Raw genomic sequence first — 22161 nt, forward strand, 5'->3', positions numbered from 1 at the left:
ATAAATTTGCACGATTTTCCAATTGCAGCAGCTTTAGAATAACTCTTTCGTAGATCGTTACGCGGCTTTGAAAGGCGGTTAAAAAACAAAAGACCAGTATCCTGGTAAATCCAGAATACTGGTCTTCTATGCCTAACGGAATTATTCCGTTGTGTATGGCAGCAAAGCGATTTGACGGGAGCGTTTGATCGCAATCGTCAGCATGCGTTGGTATTTTGCGCTTGTGCCGGTTACACGGCGAGGCAAAATTTTTCCGCGTTCGCTAATGAATTTCTTAAGCAGGTCGGTGTCTTTATAATCAATGTGAGTAATTTTGTTCACAGTGAAGTAGCACACTTTACGACGTTTGTTACGGCCGCCGCGGCGAGCCGGTCTTTTATCGTTGTCTCCGCCTTCTCTTTGTTTAAAAGCCATGCTGTTCAGTCCTTTCCGTAATTAAAATGGCAAATCATCATCCGAAATATCGATCGGTTTTCCGTCATCGAAAAAAGGATCTTGATTGGAATTGTTCCGGGAGTAATTGTTATTCCCGCGGTTTCCGCCTCCAGAAGAGGAATCCTCACGCGGTCCTTGACCACCGCCGCTGCCGCCTTCACGGCTCGATTCCAGGAAACGTACATTATCGGCAATGACTTCAGTGACGTATACGCGTCTACCTTCGTTATTCTCGTAATTCCGCACCTGGATGCGACCTTCAACGGCCGTCAAACGGCCTTTGCGCAAGTAATTTGCACAGGTCTCAGCAAGCTGTCTCCAAGTCACCACTGGAATAAAATCCGCTTCCCGTTCTCCGCCTTGCGACGTAAACGGTCTGTCTACAGCCAGCGTGAACTGCGTTACAGCAACCCCTGCAGGCGTGTAGCGAAGCTCAGGATCCTTGGTCAAACGGCCAATTAAAATTACACGGTTCAACAATCGATTCCCCTCCTTCGAACGAATGGATCACTTTAGCCGAAGCTCGGAACTTAGGCAACGTCAAGAGTGATGAGATAACGAATAACTTCGTCAGAAATTTTCATGATACGCTCAAGTTCTGCTACAACATCTGGAGTTGCAGTAAAGTTAACCAGAACGAAAGTACCATCACGGAATTTCTTGATCTCATACGCAAGACGGCGTTTGCCCATCACTTCATGCTTCGTGATTTCCCCACCGTTGGAGATGATGCCTTGGAATTTTTCGACTGCAGCTTGAACAGCTTCTTGTTCAATGTCCGGACGAATAATGTACATCACTTCATATTTGCGCATATTTTTCACCTCCTTATGGACTTCGGCCCCTGATCGCGTCAGGAGCAAGGAACGAGTCTAAACTCGCACCATATTAATATATCAAAACGCCCGCCCGAATGCAAGCCGTGCTTGAATTGGCAAAAATAACGGCGCACATGATTCCTTCCGATGTGCAAACACTACAGAAGCAGTCCATTTTCATTTCGATAAGGAGGGTTATGCCATGGGTGAAAAAACCGAATTCGAGCCCGGCGACAAGGCGCCGAACCCCGGGGTATACATGGAGGTCGGGGAAGTCAGCTTCCATACCGAAATCCAAAACCCGAAAATGATCACGATGGAGCGCGGCGAAACGTTCCCGGAAACGACAAACAAGGACCGGAAGTGGAAAAAGAAAACGAAAGCAAAGGTCCATTAAATTTTTTCGCAGATCATGCATAACCTGACGCTAAAATGCAGATGATACAATTAGACGGTTACGAGAGAGGTGTGGTTCCGTTGGGCCTGAGCTGCGTAACAAATCACTGGAAGTCTGAAACAGCATAACTAAAAGAAGCGAGGGGACGTGCCAAAGACATTTTGTCTGGAGCAATGGAAATTGCTCCGCGGCTTTATCCGAAGTTTCAATGACGTTTTGTTGTAGAACAGAATTCCAAAATCCATTGAGTAGCCGTCTGCCAAACAGGAGGGCCTTCGGGTTCTCCTTTGGTTTTTATTCGGAAATTTGCCCGACAACGTAAAAAACCTTCGGCGATGACGGAGCCAAAGGTTTTGTCCAATTACGTTAATCTATGAAGTATGTTTGATGAAAAAGGGAATGGCGGAAAGAGAGGGATTCGAACCCTCGCACGCCTTGCGACGCCTAACTGATTTCGAGTCAGCCCCCTTAGACCTCTTGGGTACCTTTCCGCAGCAAGACTTATTTTATCACAAGACAACAAAATATGCAATAGCTGATTTACAAATGATTACTTTTCGTTTGATTCCGCATTTTCCACGATTACATCTTTGGATCGAAGCACTTTTTTCATGTTTTTCTCAAACTTGGCACGGGGAATCAAGACGCTGTGCTGACATCCGACGCACTTGATTCGAATGTCCATTCCCATACGGATGATTTCCATTTCGTTGCTGCCGCATGGGTGGTTTTTTTTCATTTGCACGATATCGCCGAGTTGAAATACTTTCCGTTCCATCCATTATTCCTCCCCTTTATTCTTCCGAAGCCGCCATTTCGTTTAGCGCTTGCTGCTGTCGTTCTTCAGCCTCCAAAGCCTGTTTGATATGCTCCAAAATGTCGCGTTCCACTTCCGCTCTCGTATTCGGCTCGCACTGCGCCACAATGCGAATCACGTACTCGCTGGTGCTCATCGACTGAATGCCGAGAACGTCGGGCACCGCAATAAGATTCGGGTTTTCCTCCTGCACGCCTGTCAGCGATTGCTTAATCAAGCCGACGGTATCCTCCAACGACCGTTCGTTTTTCACTGGCAAATCGACCATTGCGAGCGCATTGGACAAGGAAAAGTTCGTCACGCTCGTTATCGTCCCGTTAGGTAAAATATGCGTCTCTCCATTCATGCTTACGATTCGCGTGGAGCGCAGCCCGATCACTTCAACCGTCCCTTTATAGGTCCCCGTCTGGATGACGTCCCCTACGGCAAACTGATCCTCCAATATGATAAAAAATCCAGTAATGACATCCTTCACCAAGCTTTGGGCGCCAAAACCGATGGCCAGACCCAGCACGCCCGCGCCTGCCAGCAGCGGACCAAGCTTGAAATTGAATTCCGACAGGATCAGCAGCACCATGACAAAATTACACGTGACAGCCGTTATGTTTTTCAAAAGCTCGCCAACCGTGGCAAACCTGCGGGGATTGACATTGATCCGGCTCTGCTGGTGCCGTTCCAGCGACCGGTCGATGATTTTGGAAACGACTCGGATGGCGATCCGGGTCACGATAAATAAGACGATGATACGGATGCCGGCAAACAAAACATTTGTCCACATATCCACATTTGTAATCCACGCCAAAAACTTGTCGCTAAACTTCAAAGCTTTATTCACAGCCCCTTCCACTTCGCCTTCTGTGGTTTCGAGCCATTGTGGATGAATCATCCGGTCTACCTCCTATCTCTCGATGCTTATATATCTATCATGATTGTCCTTGTAGTAGATTCCTCTGATCTCCACCTGCTCCTGCACAATGATTTGCTGTACGGAAGCCAGCTCCTCTTTCGGAAATTGGATCGATAACGCGCATCCCGCCGTAATCGTCTTCGGCGTAGGGCATAAATCGATTTCAATATCGGCATACTCCAACAGCATTTCCGCCCGCAGCGCCTGCTGCGTCGAATCGAAAGCCATTAACATCCAGGACTCCATTGCAAGATTGCCCGCCTTTTCGTTCTAATAAATTGCTTGTCCTTAGGAAGTATAAAAATGCGTCCCCATCCATATACTAGATACTACCAATCGCATTGTGAAAGGAAGATTCTATGACACAGTTGTCCAAGCCTTCACAAAACCAGCAGCTTTCAAGCTTAAAAATACCACATACCGACCCTGAAATCCATTCCGCTATCATCCATCGCCTTTTGTTTTATTTATCCCAAGCCGAAGAACGGCAGCCTGTCGTCGTCGTATGTATCGGCACCGACCGTTCTACCGGCGACTGCCTTGGCCCTTTGGTCGGAACTGCGCTGGCTCGCTACAACAGTCCCTGGTTTCATCTGTTCGGCACGTTGGACGAGCCTGTTCACGCCGTCAATTTGCAGGAAACGCTTTCGACCATCCATGGCTTGTACGACCGCCCTTTCGTCATCGGCATCGATGCTTGTCTCGGACAATCCTCAAGTGTCGGCTGCATCCAGGTCGCAAGCGGCCCTCTGAAACCCGGCGCAGGCGTACATAAAGAATTACCGCCGGTTGGCGATATCCATTTGACGGGTATCGTTAATGTCGGCGGCTTCATGGAATATTTTGTGCTGCAAAACACACGTTTAAGTTTGGTCGTACGTTTATCGGAAATTATTGCGTCCAGCCTACATTCGGCGATCCAGGAATGGAAGTCCCGCTCCGCCCTTATTGCGAAGCTAGATTGATTGCCTCCACCTCTTCCGGAGACAATGCATACGATGACTCGCCGGCCGCAAGCGGTTTGGCATATACATAGGAGCTGTCACGGCTGTACAGGGCTGAAATGACAACTCCATTTTTCTTTTCATCCACAATCGCAATCGAAAAGCTTAAGTCGCTGCCTTGGCCGCTAAACGCATTGTAACGTTTAATACCGACTTTTCCTTTGGTCTGCTGCAGTTTGTTCAGAACGGTTTCCAGCGTCTTGCGCTGCTGCTCCTGTTCATCCTCAATCGAATCCATCTGCACTTTCAGGTCGATGAGCAGCGTTTCCAAATTGTCCACGCCGCTGCCCGCCATCATCAAATCGTATTTCCGGCGCATTTTTCGGAGCTTCGCCCCTTGTGTCAACACCATTACGAGCAGGATCAAAATGAGGAGTGCGCCTCCGCCGATAAACCACTGCAGCTGCTCCAAGATTAAACTATTCAAGTCCGACATTGCTGTTTTCATTCCTTTTCCTCATTCTTGATCACTTTCGTTTTTCCCTTATTTTTTCAAACCGTCCTTAAACCTATCCTTTTTGTGAATTCTACGAAAGTTTGCTGCAAATTTCCCTCACGGCATCAATTGCCGCGTCCGCTTCCTCGCGCGTGGTGTTCACCCCGACGCTGATCCGAACCGCACCCGTCTGCAGTGTGTCAACAGCCTCGTGCGCCAACGGCGTGCAGTGCATGCCGGCCCGCACAGCGATCCCGTATTCCCGGTCCAGCTTAAAGGCGATTTCGCTGGAATCTCTTTCCGTTGAAACGAACGACACAATTCCGGTTCTCGGCTGTCCCGCTTCCGGACCCAAAATCCGAATTTCGGCAATGCTCTGAAGCCCTTCCATGATCCGTTGGGTCAACTCCCACTCATGCTCATAGATCCGCCGTGGGGTGAGCTTCAGCACCTGATCGACGCCGGCCTTCAGTCCAGCAATGCCAGGCGTGTTCGGCGTGCCCGCTTCGTAGCGATCCGGACGAATCGTCGGCTGCTCCTTCTCCTCCGATTGGCTTCCGGTCCCTCCATGCAAAAGAGGCTCCAATTCAACCGTGGGGGATATGTACAACCCTCCCGTTCCCTGAGGTCCAAGCAATCCCTTATGCCCGGGAAATGCCAGTAAATCGATGTTCATTGCCGAGACGTCGATCTCCAAACAACCGGCGCTTTGCGCAGCATCAACCAAAAATACGGCCCCATAGCGGCGTGCAAGCTCCCCGATTTCGGCGATCGGCAACAGGCTGCCAAGCAGATTGGAGCTGTGCGTGCTGACGACCAGTTTGGGCCGTTGTTCCAATGCAGCTTTCAGCCTGGCCATATCCAGCTGTCCTTGGCCGTTAACCGGAATATAGTCCACCTGCACGCCCGCCACCCGTTTCAAGTATTCCAGCGGCCGCCTTACGGAATTATGTTCGACCATCGTAGCCACGACCCGGTCTCCGGGCTGCAGCAATCCTTTTATCGCCAAATTCAACGCTTCGGTTGTATTATACGTAAATATGATGTCATTTTGGTTACGAACCTGAAACAGTTGGGATAATGCCTTTCTCCCTTCAAACAAAACCCTGCTCGCTTTTACTGCCATTTGATGGCTTCCGCGCCCCGGATTGGCCGCCGCTTCCTCCATCGCCTTTTGCATCGCTTGCAGCACTTCCGGAGGTTTCGGCCAGGAAGTGGCTGCATGGTCCAAATAGATGAACGGCTTCATGATTGCATCCATCTCCCTTATCTTTTCATACAGCGCTGCCCGCCTAATGTATTGCAGATCGATTAAATCGAGCAGATTGCTCTTGAGATTATAGAGCCGTATGCAATTTTAAAACTTGCCCTACGTTTCTATCGTCTCAAGAAAATCCCTACCCGTATCATTCATAGAACAAAGACACTATGAGCAATCGCCAATCCCTTTGTCCCGCAAGCGTTACTCCGAGGAAGCATCCAAATTTACCCATTAGCAGGGCCTTGATTGAAAATATATCCGCTGCGTACAGGACTCTTGAAAAATGGTATCTGCCCGACTTTTCCTCGCCACGTGTTTTTCCAATACGCGGTGTGGCGTTTATATGACGGAGATCCACCACATGAATCGATCCTTTCAAATCCAACAACAGAAGAGTTCCTGTTCAAGTAGCGCTTTTCGATAACTAAAAAGAGAAAGACACATCCCCTTCCCCATTCAGGAATAAAGCCGGACATGTCAATTTGGCGCACTCACAGGTTTACTTTTATTGCAAAAGCTCCAGCAGCCGTTCCAAATCCTGCTTGCTGTAATAATTCAACTCAATTTTGCCTTTGTCTTTATTTTGCTTAATTTTAACCGTCGTCCGGAATCTTTCGCGCAGCGTTTCCTCCAAGCTGTCAATATAAGGGTCGCGTTTTTTCACCTTCACCTTATTTTTGTCTGCCGATTTGCGATCCAGATTTTTTACGGCCTCCTCAAGATCGCGGACGCTCCATTCATTGGCCACGCATTGCTTCGCCAGCTGTTTGATCAGCTCCGGATCTTTCAATCCGACAATGGCACGGGCATGTCCCATCGATAATGTTCCACGTGAAACATAATCTTTGACTTCCTCAGGAAGCGAAAGCAGACGCAAGAAATTGGCAATATGGGATCTCGATTTACCGACCTTCAAAGACAGCTCCTCTTGCGTTAAGGAATATTGATCCATCAACCCTTGATAGGCTACCGCTACTTCCATCGCATTCAAGTTTTCACGTTGGAGGTTCTCGATCAATGCAATCTCCATAACCTGTTGATCGCTGAACGTCCGAACCACCGCAGGGATCGTCGCCTTTCCGCATATTTGCGAGGCACGATACCGCCGTTCGCCGGCAATGATTTCATACCCTTTCAAAACGCTGCGAACGATAATCGGTTGAATGACGCCATGCTGACGAATGGATTCCGCTAATTCCTGAATCGATTCTTCATTGAAGTCTTTGCGAGGCTGATACGGGTTCGCACGCAGTTGGCTGAGCGGTATCTCCACAATTTTGTCATCATCGTTGATCGAAAGCGAAGGAATAAGGGCATCGAGTCCTTTGCCCAATCGTTTACTCATAAGAAATCACTTCCTTTGCCAACTCTAAATATACTTCAGCACCTTTGGAACGGGGATCATACGTCATAATGGATTGGCCATGGGAAGGAGCTTCGCTGAGCCGGACATTCCGCGGAATGATCGTTTGGTATACCTTCTCCTGAAAGTACTTTTTCACTTCCTCGATGACCTGAATGCCAAGATTGGTCCGGGCGTCCAGCATCGTCAGCAGCACACCTTCGATCTGCAGCGATGTATTCAAATGCTTCTGCACCAGGCGAACGGAGTTTAACAATTGGCTTAATCCTTCGAGCGCGTAATATTCGCATTGAATCGGAATGATAACGGAATCGGCTGCAGTCAGCGAATTGATCGTCAAAATGCCTAATGAAGGAGGGCAATCGATCAAAATATAATCATAATCCGCTTTGACCAAATGCAGTGATTTCTTTAGCCGAAGTTCTCTCGAAATGGTGGGAACCAATTCAATTTCCGCGCCCGCCAGTTGAATGGTAGCCGGGATGATATGCAATCCTTCAACCTGTGTCTCAAGAATGGCTTCCCTGGGATGAACTTCATTAATGATGACGTCATAGATGCAGTTGGCTACATCGGCTTTGTTCACGCCAACGCCACTCGTTGTATTGCCTTGCGGATCAATGTCTACAAGCAGCACTCTTTTACCGAGCGAAGCCAAGCCTGCTCCGAGATTGACGGAGGTTGTTGTTTTTCCGACCCCGCCCTTTTGATTTGCTATGGCAATGATTTTGGACACTCAATTTCACCTCATTGTGTATGAAAACTCTTCTTGTAGGTCACGGGATTGTGTTACACAGCAAAACAATCGGCTGCATACTTCCTGAAAAAGCGCGGCATTCGGAACCTCTTCTCCTTCAGGTACAAGCTGAAACGGCTTCGCCCTGCACGAGTGCATTTCTTTCTTGCAACATGGAAATCCTGAACCTGAATCATAAATTTTTCATCATATTCCGCTTCAATGGGTATGGATATAATAGTGCTTTATGGATGCCGAATGAGCATGTTCCATGATTCTGTATCCGTTACATCCCTTCGGAACGCCTTGAGCTGATCATTTGATGTTCTTCCCCAATCGGACTGGCCATACAGCAAAAATGCAAACCGCCTCTATACAGAAGCCGTTTGCTCCATCACCGGGCCGCCCCCCGGAAAGCAAAATTGATCTAGTTTCTATTCACCTTGTCAACCCGTTCAATCCAATGAAGGCTAAAAGTGGTTACCCCTACAAAAACGTCATTTACGGATTGGTTCCTCATAAAAAGATGCGAATCCTTTTGCCACGTTAGCCAAACAAGGGCTTGGACGAACACCATCGCGGCACTTGCACCCGGCCTCAAAGCTGGATCATTACTCCAAAAAAGCGGCCTGACAAGCCGCCTAATGCCACTTCCGCCCTATTAGCGTTTTGGAATCTGGATCACGATTTCGTAATGGTCTTCGTGGTCGTTTTCCGTCGTTTTGATCGCCAATCCGGAATCGGTAACCATATCGATCGACTGACGGATCGTATTTAACGCAAGCCGCACGTCTTTCGTAAACGAGATGCGTTTGGATTTTTTGACTTTCGAAGCTTCTTTATAAAAAGCCACCCGGGCTTCAGTTTGTTTTACGTTCAGTTCCTTGGAAATGATCTCGGACAGAAGCTTCAGCTGCAGTTCCTCCGTATCCAGGGACAGCAGCGCACGGGCGTGCCGTTCAGAAATTTTGCGCTCCATAAGCGCTACCTTGACTTCTTCCGGCAAATGAAGCAACCGGATTTTGTTGGCGATGGTCGACTGGCTTTTGCCTAAACGCTGCGCCAAACTTTCCTGCGTCAATTGATGAATATCGATCAGCTTCTGGTACGCTACCGCCTCTTCGATCGCGGTCAGCCCTTCGCGCTGAAGGTTCTCGATAAGTGCAATCGACGCGGCTTGAGAGTCATTGAATTCGCGGATAATCGCAGGGATCGTTTCCATCCCGAGTTTCGTTACAGCACGCCAACGCCGTTCACCGGCTATGATCTCATATTTGGAATTACGGATACGAACAACAATCGGCTGAATGACGCCATGCGTTTTGATGGTTTGGCACAACTCATCGATTTTCTCGTCATCAAAAATCGTCCGGGGCTGGTATGGACTGCTGACAATCTCCCCGACCGGAATTTGTTTCACTTCATCACTGTTGTTTCGCTCCGTCAAACCAAACAATTTAGAAAATTGTTCTTTCATTCCGTAGATTACCACCTAATTTCGTAATAGCACTTTGGCAAAGCGCTTCGTCAACATGACTACAACAAACGAACCTGGTTTATTTTCCAACCATTCGGTCCATGCCGACCTACCTTCCGACAAAGGGACGGTTTACCGCATAAACCTTCATACGAAATCGAGAGGGCGCACGGAAAAGAGCATGCGTTATGTACAACCCGTCCTCCTCCGCTCGATTCGCAAAATCGCAGCATTCGAATTGACGTCTTGGGCAGAATTCAATAAATATGGGCCCCGAATCTCTCATGAACCGAAACCGTCTTAAGAATTTGCGCATTCTCGAGCGAATTATCGGGGTGTATGCATGCAACCTGTCCCCATTCGCTTGGAACGCCTATAACTCTCTCTATTCTACCACTTTTTTTCATATAATCCTATTCTCCAAAGTCCCCTTTTTTTCCTGCCGGACAGTTATTTTTTAAGGGAGAATGCTGTCAATGGATGGATAAAAACCAGGAGTTTTCATCCAAAGCAACCCATTATTTTTCATTCGTTCGTCCGTTTATGACATATGCTTTAGCCGTCATTTTTATGGATGTTTATGGAATGTGTTTCTACCTCATTCGGGCCTGCAGGTCCAGCCAGTTATCAGGGTCGATCAATTCATGGCTAGCCGCTTCATTCTTTTAACACGATTGAACGGTATTACTCGATGAGTGGTAAATTGGAGATGCCTTGATCATCCATCCAACGTTATCATTCAGACTCTAAATGATGATCCTCCTGACAAGGTCGTTTCTATTGTTCACCACACGCCCTAACTTGGCATATCCCAGCGCAATCATGTCCTTTAAGAAAGAATTTATCATCCCATTCTATCTAAACCCGGTCCCACCAAACCGCCCCCTTCAACCCTCTTCACCCAAAACGCTAACATATTCAGAGGTCAACTCCAGTAACCTTCAGCATCTTTTGACGCTAACAGCTTCATGATATTCCTATTTGCTCACTGCCCAATACAAATCAATTGACCGGAATAGCTGACTGCATTCCTTATTTTCCATAACGAAAATCAGATAGTGCGGCTTTGTTAAGAAGCGTGGCCGTCGGACATCAAGGCATGCGGCGCCCATATAAGCAGGGTTGAACCATCTTTCCTTAATTATGAAAAAGCCATGGATGCCAATCCCCTACTGACTCGTTATATTTCCCTTCATGATTCTTAAATGACTACAAAGGGAGACCCAAGAAACAGTTATAGCAACATTTCTCACAACAGACAGGCAACACACCATCCAGTATGTGGGAAAACGAAAGTTTTCGTGAAATAAGGACGCTATGTATAAAAAAACCATCCTGTCCGAACTCCTTAACAATGGATCCGTTTGCCTTGAATCTCACCCAATAGACCGAACATGAGTAGTCGGACATTCACCTTCCGTAGACATAAAAAAGAGGAATGTTTCACGTGAAACACTCCTCGAAAAAACATCTAATCTATTTTATACCGGCGTTGCTTCCGTTTATAATGGGAACTTCAAAGCTGTCCCCGCTTTGCGCGGATACTTCCCCGGCGTCCCTGCCGTTTTGTCGATGATGACAATATGGCGCTCGGACTCCTCAACCGGAAGCGTAAAACGCTCTACGCGCCGCAGCTTGCCTTTTAACTCCTTAAGGCTGCGGGGGGCTTCCTTAATCTCCTCATCCGGGCTGCTTCCCTTCATCGCTGCGAATACGCCGCCAACCTTGGCATAAGGCAGACAGAATTCATTCAGTACGGTAAGCTTGGCGACCGCTCTGGCCGTCACGAGATCGTAGTGATCCCGATGTTCCGGCTTGCGCGCCCAATCCTCCGCCCTTCCGTGCAAAAGCTGAACTTGTTCCAGACCCGTTTGCTCCACGACATGTTTCAAAAAATTAATCCGTTTGTTCAGCGAATCAATAATCGTCAACTGCAGATGCGGAAAACAGATTTTCAGCGGAATGCCGGGAAAGCCGGCTCCGGAGCCAATGTCCGCCATCGTTCGAATCTCGTTCATATCGATATAAAAAGCAAGCGAAATCGAATCGTAAAAATGCTTCGTATACACCTGTTCCCGTTCCGTAATGCCGGTCAGGTTCATTTTTTCATTCCACTCGACAAGCTCTTTATAGTAGGTTTCAAATTGATCCAGTTGGGCCGGGGTTACCTTGATCCCCTTTTCTTGCAGACGTAACGCAAAAGCTTCTTGTATTTGATCCATAGTTAACCTCTTGCAGCCGTTACCCGGTTATAGTGCTCCAGATAAACCAGCAGGATGGAAATGTCCGCAGGCGTAACCCCGGAGATGCGGGAAGCCTGGCCGATGGACAACGGACGGATGCTGGACAGCTTTTGACGCGCTTCGATGGCGATGCCTTCGATTTCGTTGTAATCGATTGTCTCCGGAATCTTCTTCTTATCCATCTTTTTCAGACGTTCCACATGAATCAGCTGCTTTTCGATATATCCGGCATATTTGATTTGAATCTCCACTTGCTCTTTCATTTCTTCGGTCAGTTCAAACGGAGACGGCGAAATTTCTTCGATATCGTCATGGCTGACTTCCGGACGGCGCAAAATCGTCAGCAAATTGCTTCCATCCTGGATCGGCGCCGAACCTACCCGTTCGAGCATCGCATTCACATGCGAAGGCCCGACCTTGGTCGATTTCAAACGTTCGATTTCTTGTTCTACCTTCTGCTTTTTGTCCAGGAATTTGGCATATCTTTCATCGGAAATGAGGCCAATTTCATGTCCAAGCGGCGTCAAGCGGAGATCCGCGTTGTCATGACGCAGCAGCAGGCGGTATTCCGCACGCGACGTCAGCAGACGGTAAGGTTCATTCGTGCCTTTCGTGACCAGATCGTCAATCAGGACGCCGATATACCCTTGCGAACGGTCCAAAATGACAGGCTCCTTGCCTTGCACGCGGCGTGCCGCGTTAATGCCCGCCATGATTCCTTGCCCCGCGGCTTCTTCGTAACCGGAAGTACCATTGATTTGTCCGGCCGTAAACAGTCCGGGAATCAGCTTGGTTTCCAGGGAAGGCCATAGTTGGGTCGGAACAACCGCGTCGTATTCGATCGCATAACCGTTGCGCATCATTTCCACTTTTTCCAATCCCGGGATCGAACGCAGCATCGCGAGCTGAACATCCTCCGGCATACTGGTGGACAGTCCTTGGACATAATATTCGGAGGTGTTTTTGCCTTCCGGTTCAAGGAAAATCTGATGTTTCGGCTTGTCGCTGAAACGAACGATTTTGTCTTCGATGGATGGGCAATAACGCGGACCCGTTCCTTCGATAATGCCGGAGAACATCGGTGCCCGGTGCAGGTTGGCATTAATGATTTCATGCGTTTGGGCCGACGTATACGTCAGCCAGCAAGGAAGCTGCTCATTGTCGGAGCTTTCGGTTTCATAAGAGAAAAACTTCGGCTTTTCGTCTCCGGGCTGAATTTCGGTCTTGGAAAAATCGATCGTCGATTTATGCACGCGCGGAGGCGTTCCCGTCTTGAAGCGAACGAGCTTAAAGCCCAACTCGCGCAGATTTTCGGCCAATTTGATCGATGGCTGCTGGTTGTTCGGACCGCTTTCGTACGTCATTTCGCCCATGATGACTTTACCGCGCAGGTAGGTGCCAGTCGTCAAAACCACCGATTTGGCACGGTATGCGGTACCGGTCTTTGTAATGACGCCAACGCATACGCCGTCTTCAACGATCAGCTCTTCGACCATGCCCTGGCGCATCGTCAAGTTCGGCTCTTTCTCCATCGTTTCTTTCATCGTATGCTGATACAGGAATTTGTCCGCTTGAGCACGCAGCGCGTGGACGGCCGGTCCTTTCCCCGTATTCAGCATGCGCATTTGAATATAAGTTTTATCAATGTTGCGTCCCATTTCGCCGCCGAGCGCGTCGATTTCACGAACGACATGGCCTTTGGCCGGGCCGCCGATCGACGGGTTGCACGGCATAAAAGCAACCATGTCCAGGTTGATCGTGATCATCAGCGTGCTGGATCCCATGCGGGCCGCGGCAAGAGCCGCTTCGCAGCCGGCATGGCCGGCGCCGATGACGATGACATCAAAACTGCCGCCATCAAAACTCATGTTAAAAACCTCCTTTTATTTTTGAACTTTAAAATTTGATATATTCCCAGGACGGATGCCATCCATCCTTATTTGCCTAAGCAGAATTGCGAGAAAATCTGATCCAACAGCGATTCCGACGCCGTATCCCCGATAATTTCGCCCAGCTGCTCCCATGCGAGCCGGACATCGATCTGGATCATGTCGATCGGGATAAGCTGTTCGGCTGCGTCATAAGCATCCTGGAGCGATTTATGCGCTTTTTTCAACAAAGCGATATGGCGCACGTTGCTGACATACGTCAAATCCCCGGTTTCGATGCTGCCGCTGAAAAAGAGCTGCGAAATCGCCGCTTCCAGCGCATCGACGCCTTCTTGGGCTTTTACGGACATCGGCACGATCAAATCCTCCGAATAATAACGCAAAAGAATGTCTTTATCGAGCTGTTGAGGTAAGTCCATTTTATTCATAATGACGATGGATTGTCTACCGCGGATTTGTTCCATTAATTCCAGTTCGTCTTCATGCAGCGGCTCGCTCGCATTCAGAACCAGCAAAATCAGATCGGCCTCGGTTACCGCATGTTTGGAACGTTCCACCCCGATCCGTTCGACGACGTCCATCGTTTCGCGGATCCCGGCCGTATCCAGCAGCTTGAGCGGAATGTTGTTGATCGTAACGAATTCCTCAATGACGTCCCGCGTCGTTCCCGGTATATCCGTCACGATGGCGCGGTTCGTATGGGCCAAGGTATTCAGGAGCGAGGATTTCCCCACATTCGGGCGTCCGACGATGGCCGTCGTAATCCCTTCGCGCAAAATTTTGCCCTGTTCGGCCGTCTTCAGCAGCTTCGTGATGCCCTGCATCACTTCCGTGCTTTTTTCTTTGATGAATTCAGCTGTTAAAGATTCCACGTCATGTTCCGGATAATCGATGTTCACTTCGATATGCGCCAGCGTTTCCACCAGCGTATGACGCAGTTTCTTGATTTGATCCGAAAGCTGTCCCTCCACCTGTTTCAAGGCGACGGAGAATGCCCGGTCCGATTTCGAACGGATGAGGTCGATAACCGCCTCCGCCTGCGACAGGTCGATCCGGCCATTGAGGAAAGCGCGTTTCGTGAACTCGCCCGGCTCGGCCAGACGGATGTCCTGCTGGAGCAGCAAATCCATGACCCTTTTAACGGAAATGACGCCTCCGTGCGTGCTGATCTCCACAACATCCTCTGTCGTAAAAGAACGCGGAGCCCGCATGACCGTCACAAGCACCTCTTCGATCCGTTCGTCCCGTTCCGGATCCACGATATGTCCGTAATGCACGGTATGGCTTTCCGCCTCCGTCAGCTTCGTTTTGCTGCGAAAAATGTTCCCCACTTCCGCAATGGAGTCGGGGCCGCTCACGCGGATCACGGCGATGCCCGCTTCTCCCACGGCCGTCGAAATGGCCGCGATTGTATCGCTTAACACGTTACTCACCTCTTCCTTCCTCTTCCTCATTCTGGTCGCTTTCTTTACTTCTACTCTACCCGGTTTAGGAAAAATAAAGACTCGCGGATAGACTCTTATCTCGGGATTTTGCAAAATTCGATTCCGGCCGCTCCCTGGTCCAATATATAGATGAACGAAACCGTTTCGCCCTATACATTGCTGTTGGAACTTTGGATTTTTACAACATCCTCATCTACGAAAAAAGCAATGACTTCATCAGCTGCAACAGCTGAATAAAGTCATTGCACATCATCTACGTCATAGGACAATCTATAAGTCCCCGGGCATCAAAAATCCCGTTGCTTTAATGTGATGACGATACGCCGATTCGGCTCTTCCCCTTTGCTGAATGTCTTCACCTGCGGATGATCCTGCAGTTTGGAGTGGATCACCTTCCGCTCCTGCGGAGACATCGGTTCGAGGACAACTTCCTTGCCGGAGCGGATGACGCGGCCCGCAAGCCGGTCCGCCAGCTCCTCCAGCGTTTTTTTGCGCCGTTCGCGGAAATTTTCGGCATTCAGCACGATGCGGATGTAACTTCCGGAATAGCGGTTGGCCACGATGTTGGCCAGGTACTGCAAGGCGTCGAGGGTTTGCCCCCTCCTGCCGATCACAAGGCCCAAATCAGGACCGAAAATATGAAGCGTCGTGACATCTTTCGCATGCTGCACGTCGACGGTGACGTCCAGACCCATGCTTTTGCCGACATCTTTAATGAATCGTACGGCTTCTTCATAAGGATCATGTTCTTCAACTTGCTCTGCAGGCTCCGGCTCAGCCGGGTCTAATGGCAAGGATGTTGCCGTCTCGACTGGAATGGTTTCGGGTTCCGGCTCGGGCAGCAGCGTCAGCTCCACCTTCGCTTCCTTGACACCAATCAGTCCCAGGAATCCTTTTGACGGCTGCGTTACGATATTGACCGATACCCGGTCCTGGCTTACCCCGAGCTGGGCCAGCCCTTGTCTTACAGCTTCTTCAACGGTTTTTCCTGATACGACGACTTTGCTCATTTAGACTTTTTGGCCCCCTTTTTGCCTTTTCCCGCATTTCCTTTGTTGCCTTGGCTTTTGTTATTGCCGCCCTTGGCAGGGTTTCCGCCTTTAGCGTTGCCGCTGCCGGCAGAGGATACGGCCGCCACGGTGGCACCCGGTCTTTTGCGGTACAGGAAGTAGTTCTGCACGATCGTATACAGGTTACTGAAGAACCAGTACAGAGGAAGCGCGGACGGGAACTGATAGGACATGAAGAAAATCAGCACCGGATACACGAACATCATGAACTGCATGGCCCCTTGCTGCGGGGTCGGGTTCATCCGCATCATCATCCACGTTTGCAGGAACGTCGTCGCCGCGGCCAGAATAGGCAAAATGAATGTATGGTCCGGCTTTCCGAGCTGAAGCCACATGAATGAGTGTCCATACAAATCCTTATTATGAATAATCGAGTTATAGAGAGCGATAAATACGGGCATTTGCACGATCAGCGGCAAACATCCCGCCATCGGATTAACCTTATTTTCCTGGAACAAGCGCATCGTTTCCTGCTGCTGCTTTTCCGGATTATCTTTGTACTTCTCTTTGATTTTGGCAAGCTCAGGCTGAATCGCCTGCATCGCTTTCGAGCTTCGGACCTGCTTGATCGACAGCGGCAAAATGATCGTCCGCACGATGATCACCATCACAAGGACGGCCAGTCCATATTCGCCGTTAAACCAATGAGCAAACGTATCGAGCGCATACGAGAAATAATAAACGACGTTTCTCTGCCAGAAACTGCCGCTGTTTCTCATATCTTCGGTCGTATACTGTACCGAACTGGAACTGCACGCCGATAACACCATGACTGCTAGCAGCAATACTGCCGTGAGGAGGATCCATTTCCTGCCTCGTCTCGTCTTGAATAGCGACACTTCATAACCCCTCTCTGGACACTTCCGTTCAACGTAAATCATACCATAAACAATTGGACAAAGAAACCAGCTTTCACCGGGCCGGCGGCCGCAGCAGCGACGCTTTTCTCAGCACGTGAAGCACGCTTTTTTCCAAATCCTTGTACGACATATCCAAGGCGCCCTTCCGCACAATAAACACAAGATCCACATGCTCGATCAGCTTGTCCTCATGATGACGAACGATTTCCTTCACGAGCCGGCGCATCCGGTTGCGGACAACGGCATTGCCCACCTTTTTGCTGACGGAAATTCCTACGCGAAATTTCTCTACCTCTTTTTTGCGGAACCAGTACACGACAAACTGGTGGTTCGCAAAAGACTTTCCATGTCGATATACGCGGCTAAAGTCCGCGCGGTTTCGTAAACGTAAACTTTTATGCAACCCGATCCCCTGCCTGCTTCTGCCGCCCGGTATGCTCAGGCGATCATTTCTTGATAATAAGCATGAAGAAAATTAAGAAAGCGAGGGCCGCGTTCAGCGGAAGCCTATTCCCCCGATCAACCGATCCCTTAGCTCCGCTGAAAACCTATTCCATCCTCTTAAAGCATCCTTTTCGATTCTTATCATCATTTCTTTCGATCCAGGATCCATCCAATCCTTTTATGCGGAAAACGAAGCCTGTCTCAGCATACGGCTCCGCTCCCCGAAACTATAAGAAAAGCGTCTATCCGACGTACTTCCACATAAGGTAGACCGCGATTAACGGAAGTTTTTCTTGCGATAAAGGCAAGTGAAGGCTCCAAAATTCATACTTTCCTTATATCTTCAAAAAATTTTGCTTCATATAATAGTAGAAAAAAACCAACCACTACCTCCGGCACCGACGAAACGCTTTCAGTAAAGTTCAGTGACGATTCGCCGGCCTTCACAAGATCCCTTTGCCCTTCAATAAAGAAAACGCATCTATCATTATTGGCATTCCGTCATCCTGATAAACCAGTTCTGCGGGAAAATCTCTTCTCCCTCTTTTTTAAGCGTTTCGCGGTCGGCCTCCTGCGCCGAATGACGGTTTCAGCCTCGAAAGTCCATCCGATTGAAGAAAAAAAGACCACCGCGGTGGTCTTTATGCACGAAATTTACGCACTCAATACTTTTCTGCCCTTCTGGCGACGAGCTGCCAGCACTTTACGGCCGTTTTTCGTGCTCATTCTTTTCCGGAAGCCATGTACCTTTTTGCGTTTGCTTACATTTGGTTTAAATGTAGGTCTCATGTATTGCGCACCCCCTTACAGGATTTAAAATAACCTTTATGGTTAATTCATTTTCATTCACACAGAAAATGCCTTTATACATTTAACCATGTCAAGGCCCAAAAGTCAACCTGAACCCTTCTCCTATTTATATCGAAGTTCCGTCCGTAAACCCGCCCCCGTTCTCCATATTGATCGGTCCTCCCTCTTTTATTCGTTTTTTCCCCTTGGAATCGCGTTTCTGGACAGCCATCTTCCGTTCAAAAAATAATAATCCACAAGCCCTCGCAAAGTTTCATTTCTTCTATATACAGCAAAAACAGGTCTTGAGTAGAAGTCCTTGTTTTCCACAGACGGTATTCGCCATCGCTCGAAAAAATCCACAGACCCCATTTATCCACTTGTTCACAAAAACCGCCGCGGATTTCCCTTTTCCGGCACAACCTGTGCACAACTGATTTTCCGTTTTTAGGAATGCTGTCGAAACTTAAACAATTTATAAACAATATATAGTGTTGTGAATAGGATTTATACACAACTTATTGAATTTGTGGATAAAATGGACGCATACATTGATAAAAAGGGATTCTTTTGCTATGATTATATTACTTTTGGTTGTGAATATCTGTTTCCACCCATAATATTATCAACAAGCTGTGGATAAACTTGTGAACAATTTTAATTTATCCACTTTTTTTATTTTTTTCAAAAGGTGAAACATGGGGATAAAATACTTCACGTTTCATTTTTTTTCGACAATTCCACTCAAGTAGCGGAGGCCAAGGCCGCATTTGGAAGATTTAAAGGAGTGACAGTTTGTGGACAGCCATACTTCCGAATTATGGCAGCAAATCCTATCTATTATTCATACCAAACTCAGCAAGCCGAGCTTCGACACCTGGTTTAAAGCAACGAAAGCGATCCATATGAATGACCACTCCATTGTCATTTCCGCGCCTACGACTTTTGCTGTTGAATGGTTGGAAAGCCGCTATACCAAGCTCGTCAGTTCGACGATCTACGAAGTGCTTGGCAAACAGGTTGACGTGAAATTCGTCATCGAAGAAAACAAGCCAACGGAGGTCGTTCCCCAGCAGCCCGCTCCAATGCCTCAGGTGGCCCAAGAAGAAGCATTCACCCATATGCTGAATCCGAAATACACCTTTGATACGTTCGTCATTGGATCCGGGAACCGGTTTGCCCATGCGGCATCGCTCGCCGTCGCCGAGGCGCCGGCCAAAGCGTACAACCCTTTGTTTCTGTACGGAGGGGTCGGGCTGGGAAAAACGCACTTGATGCATGCGATAGGCCATTACATTCTGGAACATAACCCTGCTAGCCGCGTCGTGTATATTTCTTCCGAGAAATTTACGAATGAATTCATCAACTCCATCCGCGACAACCGGGCGGAAAGCTTTCGCAACAAATACCGCAACGTGGACATTCTGCTGATTGACGACATTCAATTCCTGGCTGGGAAGGAATCGACTCAGGAGGAATTTTTCCATACATTCAACGCGCTGCATGAGGAACAGAAGCAAATCATCATTTCCAGTGACCGGCCGCCAAAAGAAATTCCGACGCTGGAAGACCGGCTCCGTTCCCGTTTCGAATGGGGGCTGATCACCGATATTCAGCCGCCGGATTTGGAAACGCGGATCGCCATTCTACGCAAAAAAGCGAAGGCCGAAAACCTCGACATCCCGAACGAAGCGATGATGTACATCGCCAACCAGATCGACACGAACATCCGGGAGCTCGAAGGCGCCCTCATTCGGGTCGTCGCCTATTCGTCGCTGACCAATCAAGACGTCACCACGCATCTTGCTGCCGAAGCGTTGAAGGACATCATTCCTTCCAGCCGTCCGAAAATGATCACCATTCAGGACATTCAGCAGAAAGTCGGGGAATACTACAATTTGAAGCTCGAAGACTTCAAGGCGCGCAAACGGACGAAAGCCGTCGCCTTTCCGAGGCAAATTGCAATGTATCTCTCACGCGAGCTGACGGATTTTTCCCTGCCCAAAATCGGGGAAGCTTTCGGAGGCCGGGACCACACCACGGTGATCCACGCGCACGAAAAAATATCCCAGTCGCTGAAAACCGACCAGGATCTCTATAAAGTGATCAACAACATTACAGAAAAAATCAAAAACCCGACCTGAACAAGTTCAAAGCCTATGCACAATCTATACACATGTGGATAGGCTTAATTTATTGAGGTTTTGAGGGCTTATCCACATATTCAGCGTCCCTACTGCTATTACTATGTTTTAAATATAAAAAATATAACCATAAAAGCTGCGCAAAAGAGGAAGAAGCACCTGAATCCTCCGCCAGCCGAAATTCCTGCTAGGAGTGAAAAGATGAAGATCAGCATCCTTAAAAACGTCCTTAACGAATCCATTCAACATGTATCCAAGGCGATTTCGAGCCGTACGACCATTCCGATCCTCGGAGGCATCAAGCTGGACGTAACGCATCAAGGCGTAACGCTAACGGCAAGCGATACCGACATTTCCATCCAATCCTTTATTCCAGCCGAAGACGCCGACCGGACGATCGTGCAGGTGGAGAGAACCGGCAGCGTCGTTTTGCCGGCCAAATTTTTCGTAGAAATCATTAAAAAGCTGCCTTCCCAGGAAATTCAAATGGAGGTCAAAGAGCATTTCCAAACCTTTATTTCATCCGGTTCCACGGAAATTCAAATGGTTGGGCTGGATCCCGAGGAATTCCCCGTATTGCCTGATATCGAAGGCAACCAGACGATTTCCCTTCCGGGAGCTCTGCTGAAAAACATGATCCGCCAAACGGTGTTTGCCATTTCTACGCAGGAAACCACCCCGATTTTGACCGGTGTCCTGTGGAACCTGGACCAAAACGATCTGAAATTCACGGCGACGGACCGCCACCGCCTTGCCACGCGTTCGGCCCATCTGGACGGAGCGGATGACGTGAAGTTCAGCAATGTCGTCATTGCCGGCAAAACGCTGAACGAACTGAGCAAAATCATCCCCGACCAAAATACACTGATCGACATCGTCGTGGCCGACAACCAGGTGCTGTTCAAGCTGGATCGCGTCCTGTTCTATTCCCGTATTCTGGATGGCATTTACCCGGATACTACTAGAATTATTCCGACAACCTACAAAACAGAACTCATTTTGGACACAAAAAAATTGAGCGAATCGATCGACCGCGCTTATTTGTTGTCCCGTGAGGAAAAAACGAATATCGTCCGGCTGCAGACGATGGAAAACGGCGGCATCGAAATTTCCTCGAGCTCGTCCGAACTCGGTAAAGTGCGTGAGGAGCTGGAAGTTATCGATTTCAAAGGAGAGCCGCTGCGCATTTCCTTTAACTCCAAATATATGCTTGATGTGTTGAAGATCGTGGAAAGCGAGCAGCTGATGATTGCCTTCACCGGCATGATGAGCCCGATCATCCTGAAACCGATGGATGACAGCCAAAGCTCGTACGTCATTTTGCCTTACCGGACGACGAACTAATCCGGCAGCCGAAGTTATCAACAGGAAGGGCGTTTGCGATGAAGGAAATATTTATCCACAGTGAATATATTAAGCTGGACCAGTTTTTAAAGTTGGCCGACTGCATATCCACAGGCGGAATGGCAAAGGCGCTGCTTGCTGAAGGCCAGGTGTCGGTGAACGGAGAGCCTGAGGATCGCCGGGGCCGCAAGCTGTATCCCGGGGATCGGGTGAATGTGGTGGATTGCGGCGAGTTTACCGTATCCAGGGAGTCCTGATATACTCCTCATGGAGCCGCGCTTT

General features: G+C 48.7%; 23 protein-coding genes and 1 tRNA gene. 5 read left to right on the top strand and 19 right to left on the bottom strand.

Features of this window, described 5'->3' with window-relative positions:
- Positions 1-141 precede the first annotated feature (141 nt).
- The 3 genes from rpsR to rpsF are packed head-to-tail and all read right to left on the bottom strand — an operon-like array spanning position 142 to position 1250.
- On the bottom strand, positions 142-414 hold the full coding sequence (gene rpsR / locus GQY55_RS17000) for a 30S ribosomal protein S18 (protein ID WP_036710728.1): 273 nt from the start codon (positions 412-414) through the stop codon (positions 142-144).
- Positions 415-435: 21 nt separating this feature from the next.
- Entirely contained in the window at positions 436-915 is a 480-nt protein-coding gene (ssb, locus tag GQY55_RS17005; RefSeq protein ID WP_160043059.1) for a single-stranded DNA-binding protein, read from the bottom strand.
- Positions 916-965: 50 nt separating this feature from the next.
- Positions 966-1250, bottom strand: a complete 285-nt coding sequence (gene rpsF / locus GQY55_RS17010; protein WP_160043060.1) for a 30S ribosomal protein S6 — start codon at positions 1248-1250, stop codon at positions 966-968.
- Positions 1251-1455: 205 nt separating this feature from the next.
- On the opposite strand from rpsF, the gene GQY55_RS17015 reads away from it, so the two are divergent.
- A complete protein-coding gene (locus tag GQY55_RS17015) occupies positions 1456-1650 on the top strand; it encodes a YjzC family protein (RefSeq protein ID WP_160043061.1) in 195 nt (64 codons plus the stop codon).
- A gap of 400 nt (positions 1651-2050) precedes the next feature.
- Here GQY55_RS17015 and GQY55_RS17020 read toward each other — a convergent pair.
- From GQY55_RS17020 to GQY55_RS17035, 4 genes are all read right to left on the bottom strand, one after another.
- Positions 2051-2141, bottom strand: a tRNA-Ser gene (locus GQY55_RS17020).
- 59 nt (positions 2142-2200) lie between these two features.
- A complete protein-coding gene (locus GQY55_RS17025) occupies positions 2201-2428 on the bottom strand; it encodes a DUF951 domain-containing protein (protein ID WP_160043062.1) in 228 nt (75 codons plus the stop codon).
- 16 nt (positions 2429-2444) lie between these two features.
- A complete protein-coding gene (locus GQY55_RS17030; protein ID WP_160043063.1) occupies positions 2445-3353 on the bottom strand; it encodes a mechanosensitive ion channel family protein in 909 nt (302 codons plus the stop codon).
- Between the two features lie 12 nt (positions 3354-3365).
- The gene (locus GQY55_RS17035) at positions 3366-3620 is read right to left on the bottom strand and encodes a DUF3343 domain-containing protein (protein WP_160043064.1); all 255 of its coding nucleotides are present in this window, start codon (positions 3618-3620) and stop codon (positions 3366-3368) included.
- Positions 3621-3733: 113 nt separating this feature from the next.
- Between GQY55_RS17035 and yyaC the strand changes: the two genes are divergently transcribed.
- Complete coding sequence (gene yyaC / locus GQY55_RS17040) at positions 3734-4339, top strand: spore protease YyaC (RefSeq protein WP_160043065.1); 606 nt, start codon at positions 3734-3736, stop codon at positions 4337-4339.
- Here the strand turns inward: yyaC and GQY55_RS17045 are convergent.
- The 12 genes from GQY55_RS17045 to rpmH form a co-directional block, all read right to left on the bottom strand.
- On the bottom strand, positions 4320-4814 hold the full coding sequence (locus tag GQY55_RS17045) for a DUF4446 family protein (RefSeq protein WP_160043101.1): 495 nt from the start codon (positions 4812-4814) through the stop codon (positions 4320-4322). The two genes, yyaC and GQY55_RS17045, sit on opposite strands and share 20 nt — an antisense overlap.
- Positions 4815-4905: 91 nt before the next feature.
- Positions 4906-6063 (bottom strand): aminotransferase class V-fold PLP-dependent enzyme, encoded by a 1158-nt coding sequence (locus tag GQY55_RS17050; RefSeq protein WP_160043066.1) that lies wholly within the window; start codon positions 6061-6063, stop codon positions 4906-4908.
- Positions 6064-6580: 517 nt separating this feature from the next.
- Complete coding sequence (locus tag GQY55_RS17055) at positions 6581-7420, bottom strand: ParB/RepB/Spo0J family partition protein (RefSeq protein ID WP_160043067.1); 840 nt, start codon at positions 7418-7420, stop codon at positions 6581-6583.
- A complete protein-coding gene (locus GQY55_RS17060) occupies positions 7413-8174 on the bottom strand; it encodes a ParA family protein (RefSeq protein WP_160043068.1) in 762 nt (253 codons plus the stop codon). The genes GQY55_RS17055 and GQY55_RS17060 overlap by 8 nt, the downstream gene beginning before the upstream one ends.
- A 661-nt stretch (positions 8175-8835) precedes the next feature.
- Positions 8836-9651, bottom strand: a complete 816-nt coding sequence (gene noc / locus GQY55_RS17065; protein WP_160043069.1) for a nucleoid occlusion protein — start codon at positions 9649-9651, stop codon at positions 8836-8838.
- A 1502-nt stretch (positions 9652-11153) separates the two neighbouring features.
- Entirely contained in the window at positions 11154-11873 is a 720-nt protein-coding gene (gene rsmG / locus GQY55_RS17070; RefSeq protein ID WP_160043070.1) for a 16S rRNA (guanine(527)-N(7))-methyltransferase RsmG, read from the bottom strand.
- A gap of 2 nt (positions 11874-11875) precedes the next feature.
- Positions 11876-13762, bottom strand: coding sequence for a tRNA uridine-5-carboxymethylaminomethyl(34) synthesis enzyme MnmG (gene mnmG / locus GQY55_RS17075; RefSeq protein ID WP_160043071.1), 1887 nt, complete (start codon positions 13760-13762; stop codon positions 11876-11878).
- A 68-nt stretch (positions 13763-13830) separates the two neighbouring features.
- Positions 13831-15207 (bottom strand): tRNA uridine-5-carboxymethylaminomethyl(34) synthesis GTPase MnmE, encoded by a 1377-nt coding sequence (mnmE, locus tag GQY55_RS17080; RefSeq protein WP_160043102.1) that lies wholly within the window; start codon positions 15205-15207, stop codon positions 13831-13833.
- A 308-nt stretch (positions 15208-15515) separates the two neighbouring features.
- Positions 15516-16238, bottom strand: a complete 723-nt coding sequence (jag, locus tag GQY55_RS17085) for an RNA-binding cell elongation regulator Jag/EloR (RefSeq protein WP_160043072.1) — start codon at positions 16236-16238, stop codon at positions 15516-15518.
- The gene (locus tag GQY55_RS17090) at positions 16235-17137 is read right to left on the bottom strand and encodes a YidC/Oxa1 family membrane protein insertase (RefSeq protein ID WP_160043073.1); all 903 of its coding nucleotides are present in this window, start codon (positions 17135-17137) and stop codon (positions 16235-16237) included. The genes jag and GQY55_RS17090 overlap by 4 nt, the downstream gene beginning before the upstream one ends.
- A gap of 73 nt (positions 17138-17210) precedes the next feature.
- Positions 17211-17561, bottom strand: coding sequence for a ribonuclease P protein component (gene rnpA / locus GQY55_RS17095; RefSeq protein ID WP_160043074.1), 351 nt, complete (start codon positions 17559-17561; stop codon positions 17211-17213).
- A gap of 695 nt (positions 17562-18256) precedes the next feature.
- Positions 18257-18391: a 50S ribosomal protein L34 gene (gene rpmH, locus GQY55_RS17100; protein WP_068778604.1), complete on the bottom strand. Its 135-nt coding sequence runs from the start codon at positions 18389-18391 to the stop codon at positions 18257-18259.
- Positions 18392-19188: 797 nt separating this feature from the next.
- Between rpmH and dnaA the strand changes: the two genes are divergently transcribed.
- The 3 genes from dnaA to yaaA all read left to right on the top strand — a co-directional run bounded on the left by dnaA (position 19189) and on the right by yaaA (position 22136).
- A complete protein-coding gene (gene dnaA / locus GQY55_RS17105; RefSeq protein WP_160043075.1) occupies positions 19189-20535 on the top strand; it encodes a chromosomal replication initiator protein DnaA in 1347 nt (448 codons plus the stop codon).
- A gap of 201 nt (positions 20536-20736) precedes the next feature.
- Positions 20737-21879, top strand: a complete 1143-nt coding sequence (gene dnaN, locus GQY55_RS17110; RefSeq protein ID WP_160043076.1) for a DNA polymerase III subunit beta — start codon at positions 20737-20739, stop codon at positions 21877-21879.
- A 38-nt stretch (positions 21880-21917) separates the two neighbouring features.
- Complete coding sequence (yaaA, locus tag GQY55_RS17115) at positions 21918-22136, top strand: S4 domain-containing protein YaaA (protein ID WP_160043077.1); 219 nt, start codon at positions 21918-21920, stop codon at positions 22134-22136.
- Positions 22137-22161 lie beyond the last annotated feature (25 nt).

The organism is Paenibacillus sp. USDA918EY (assembly GCF_009870825.1).
GTDB lineage: Bacteria > Bacillota > Bacilli > Paenibacillales > Paenibacillaceae > Paenibacillus_AQ > Paenibacillus_AQ albilobatus.

Coding starts and splice junctions, on each gene's coding strand:
- rpsR (WP_036710728.1), bottom strand. CDS start 414: ATGGCTTTTAAACAAAGAGAAGGCGGAGACAACGATAAAAGACCGGCT.
- rpsF (WP_160043060.1), bottom strand. CDS start 1,250: ATGCGCAAATATGAAGTGATGTACATTATTCGTCCGGACATTGAACAA.
- GQY55_RS17015 (WP_160043061.1), top strand. CDS start 1,456: ATGGGTGAAAAAACCGAATTCGAGCCCGGCGACAAGGCGCCGAACCCC.
- GQY55_RS17025 (WP_160043062.1), bottom strand. CDS start 2,428: ATGGAACGGAAAGTATTTCAACTCGGCGATATCGTGCAAATGAAAAAA.
- GQY55_RS17030 (WP_160043063.1), bottom strand. CDS start 3,353: ATGATTCATCCACAATGGCTCGAAACCACAGAAGGCGAAGTGGAAGGG.
- GQY55_RS17035 (WP_160043064.1), bottom strand. CDS start 3,620: ATGGAGTCCTGGATGTTAATGGCTTTCGATTCGACGCAGCAGGCGCTG.
- yyaC (WP_160043065.1), top strand. CDS start 3,734: ATGACACAGTTGTCCAAGCCTTCACAAAACCAGCAGCTTTCAAGCTTA.
- GQY55_RS17045 (WP_160043101.1), bottom strand. CDS start 4,814: ATGTCGGACTTGAATAGTTTAATCTTGGAGCAGCTGCAGTGGTTTATC.
- GQY55_RS17050 (WP_160043066.1), bottom strand. CDS start 6,063: ATGAAGCCGTTCATCTATTTGGACCATGCAGCCACTTCCTGGCCGAAA.
- GQY55_RS17055 (WP_160043067.1), bottom strand. CDS start 7,420: ATGAGTAAACGATTGGGCAAAGGACTCGATGCCCTTATTCCTTCGCTT.
- noc (WP_160043069.1), bottom strand. CDS start 9,651: ATGAAAGAACAATTTTCTAAATTGTTTGGTTTGACGGAGCGAAACAAC.
- rsmG (WP_160043070.1), bottom strand. CDS start 11,873: ATGGATCAAATACAAGAAGCTTTTGCGTTACGTCTGCAAGAAAAGGGG.
- mnmG (WP_160043071.1), bottom strand. CDS start 13,762: ATGAGTTTTGATGGCGGCAGTTTTGATGTCATCGTCATCGGCGCCGGC.
- jag (WP_160043072.1), bottom strand. CDS start 16,238: ATGAGCAAAGTCGTCGTATCAGGAAAAACCGTTGAAGAAGCTGTAAGA.
- rpmH (WP_068778604.1), bottom strand. CDS start 18,391: ATGAGACCTACATTTAAACCAAATGTAAGCAAACGCAAAAAGGTACAT.
- dnaN (WP_160043076.1), top strand. CDS start 20,737: ATGAAGATCAGCATCCTTAAAAACGTCCTTAACGAATCCATTCAACAT.
- yaaA (WP_160043077.1), top strand. CDS start 21,918: ATGAAGGAAATATTTATCCACAGTGAATATATTAAGCTGGACCAGTTT.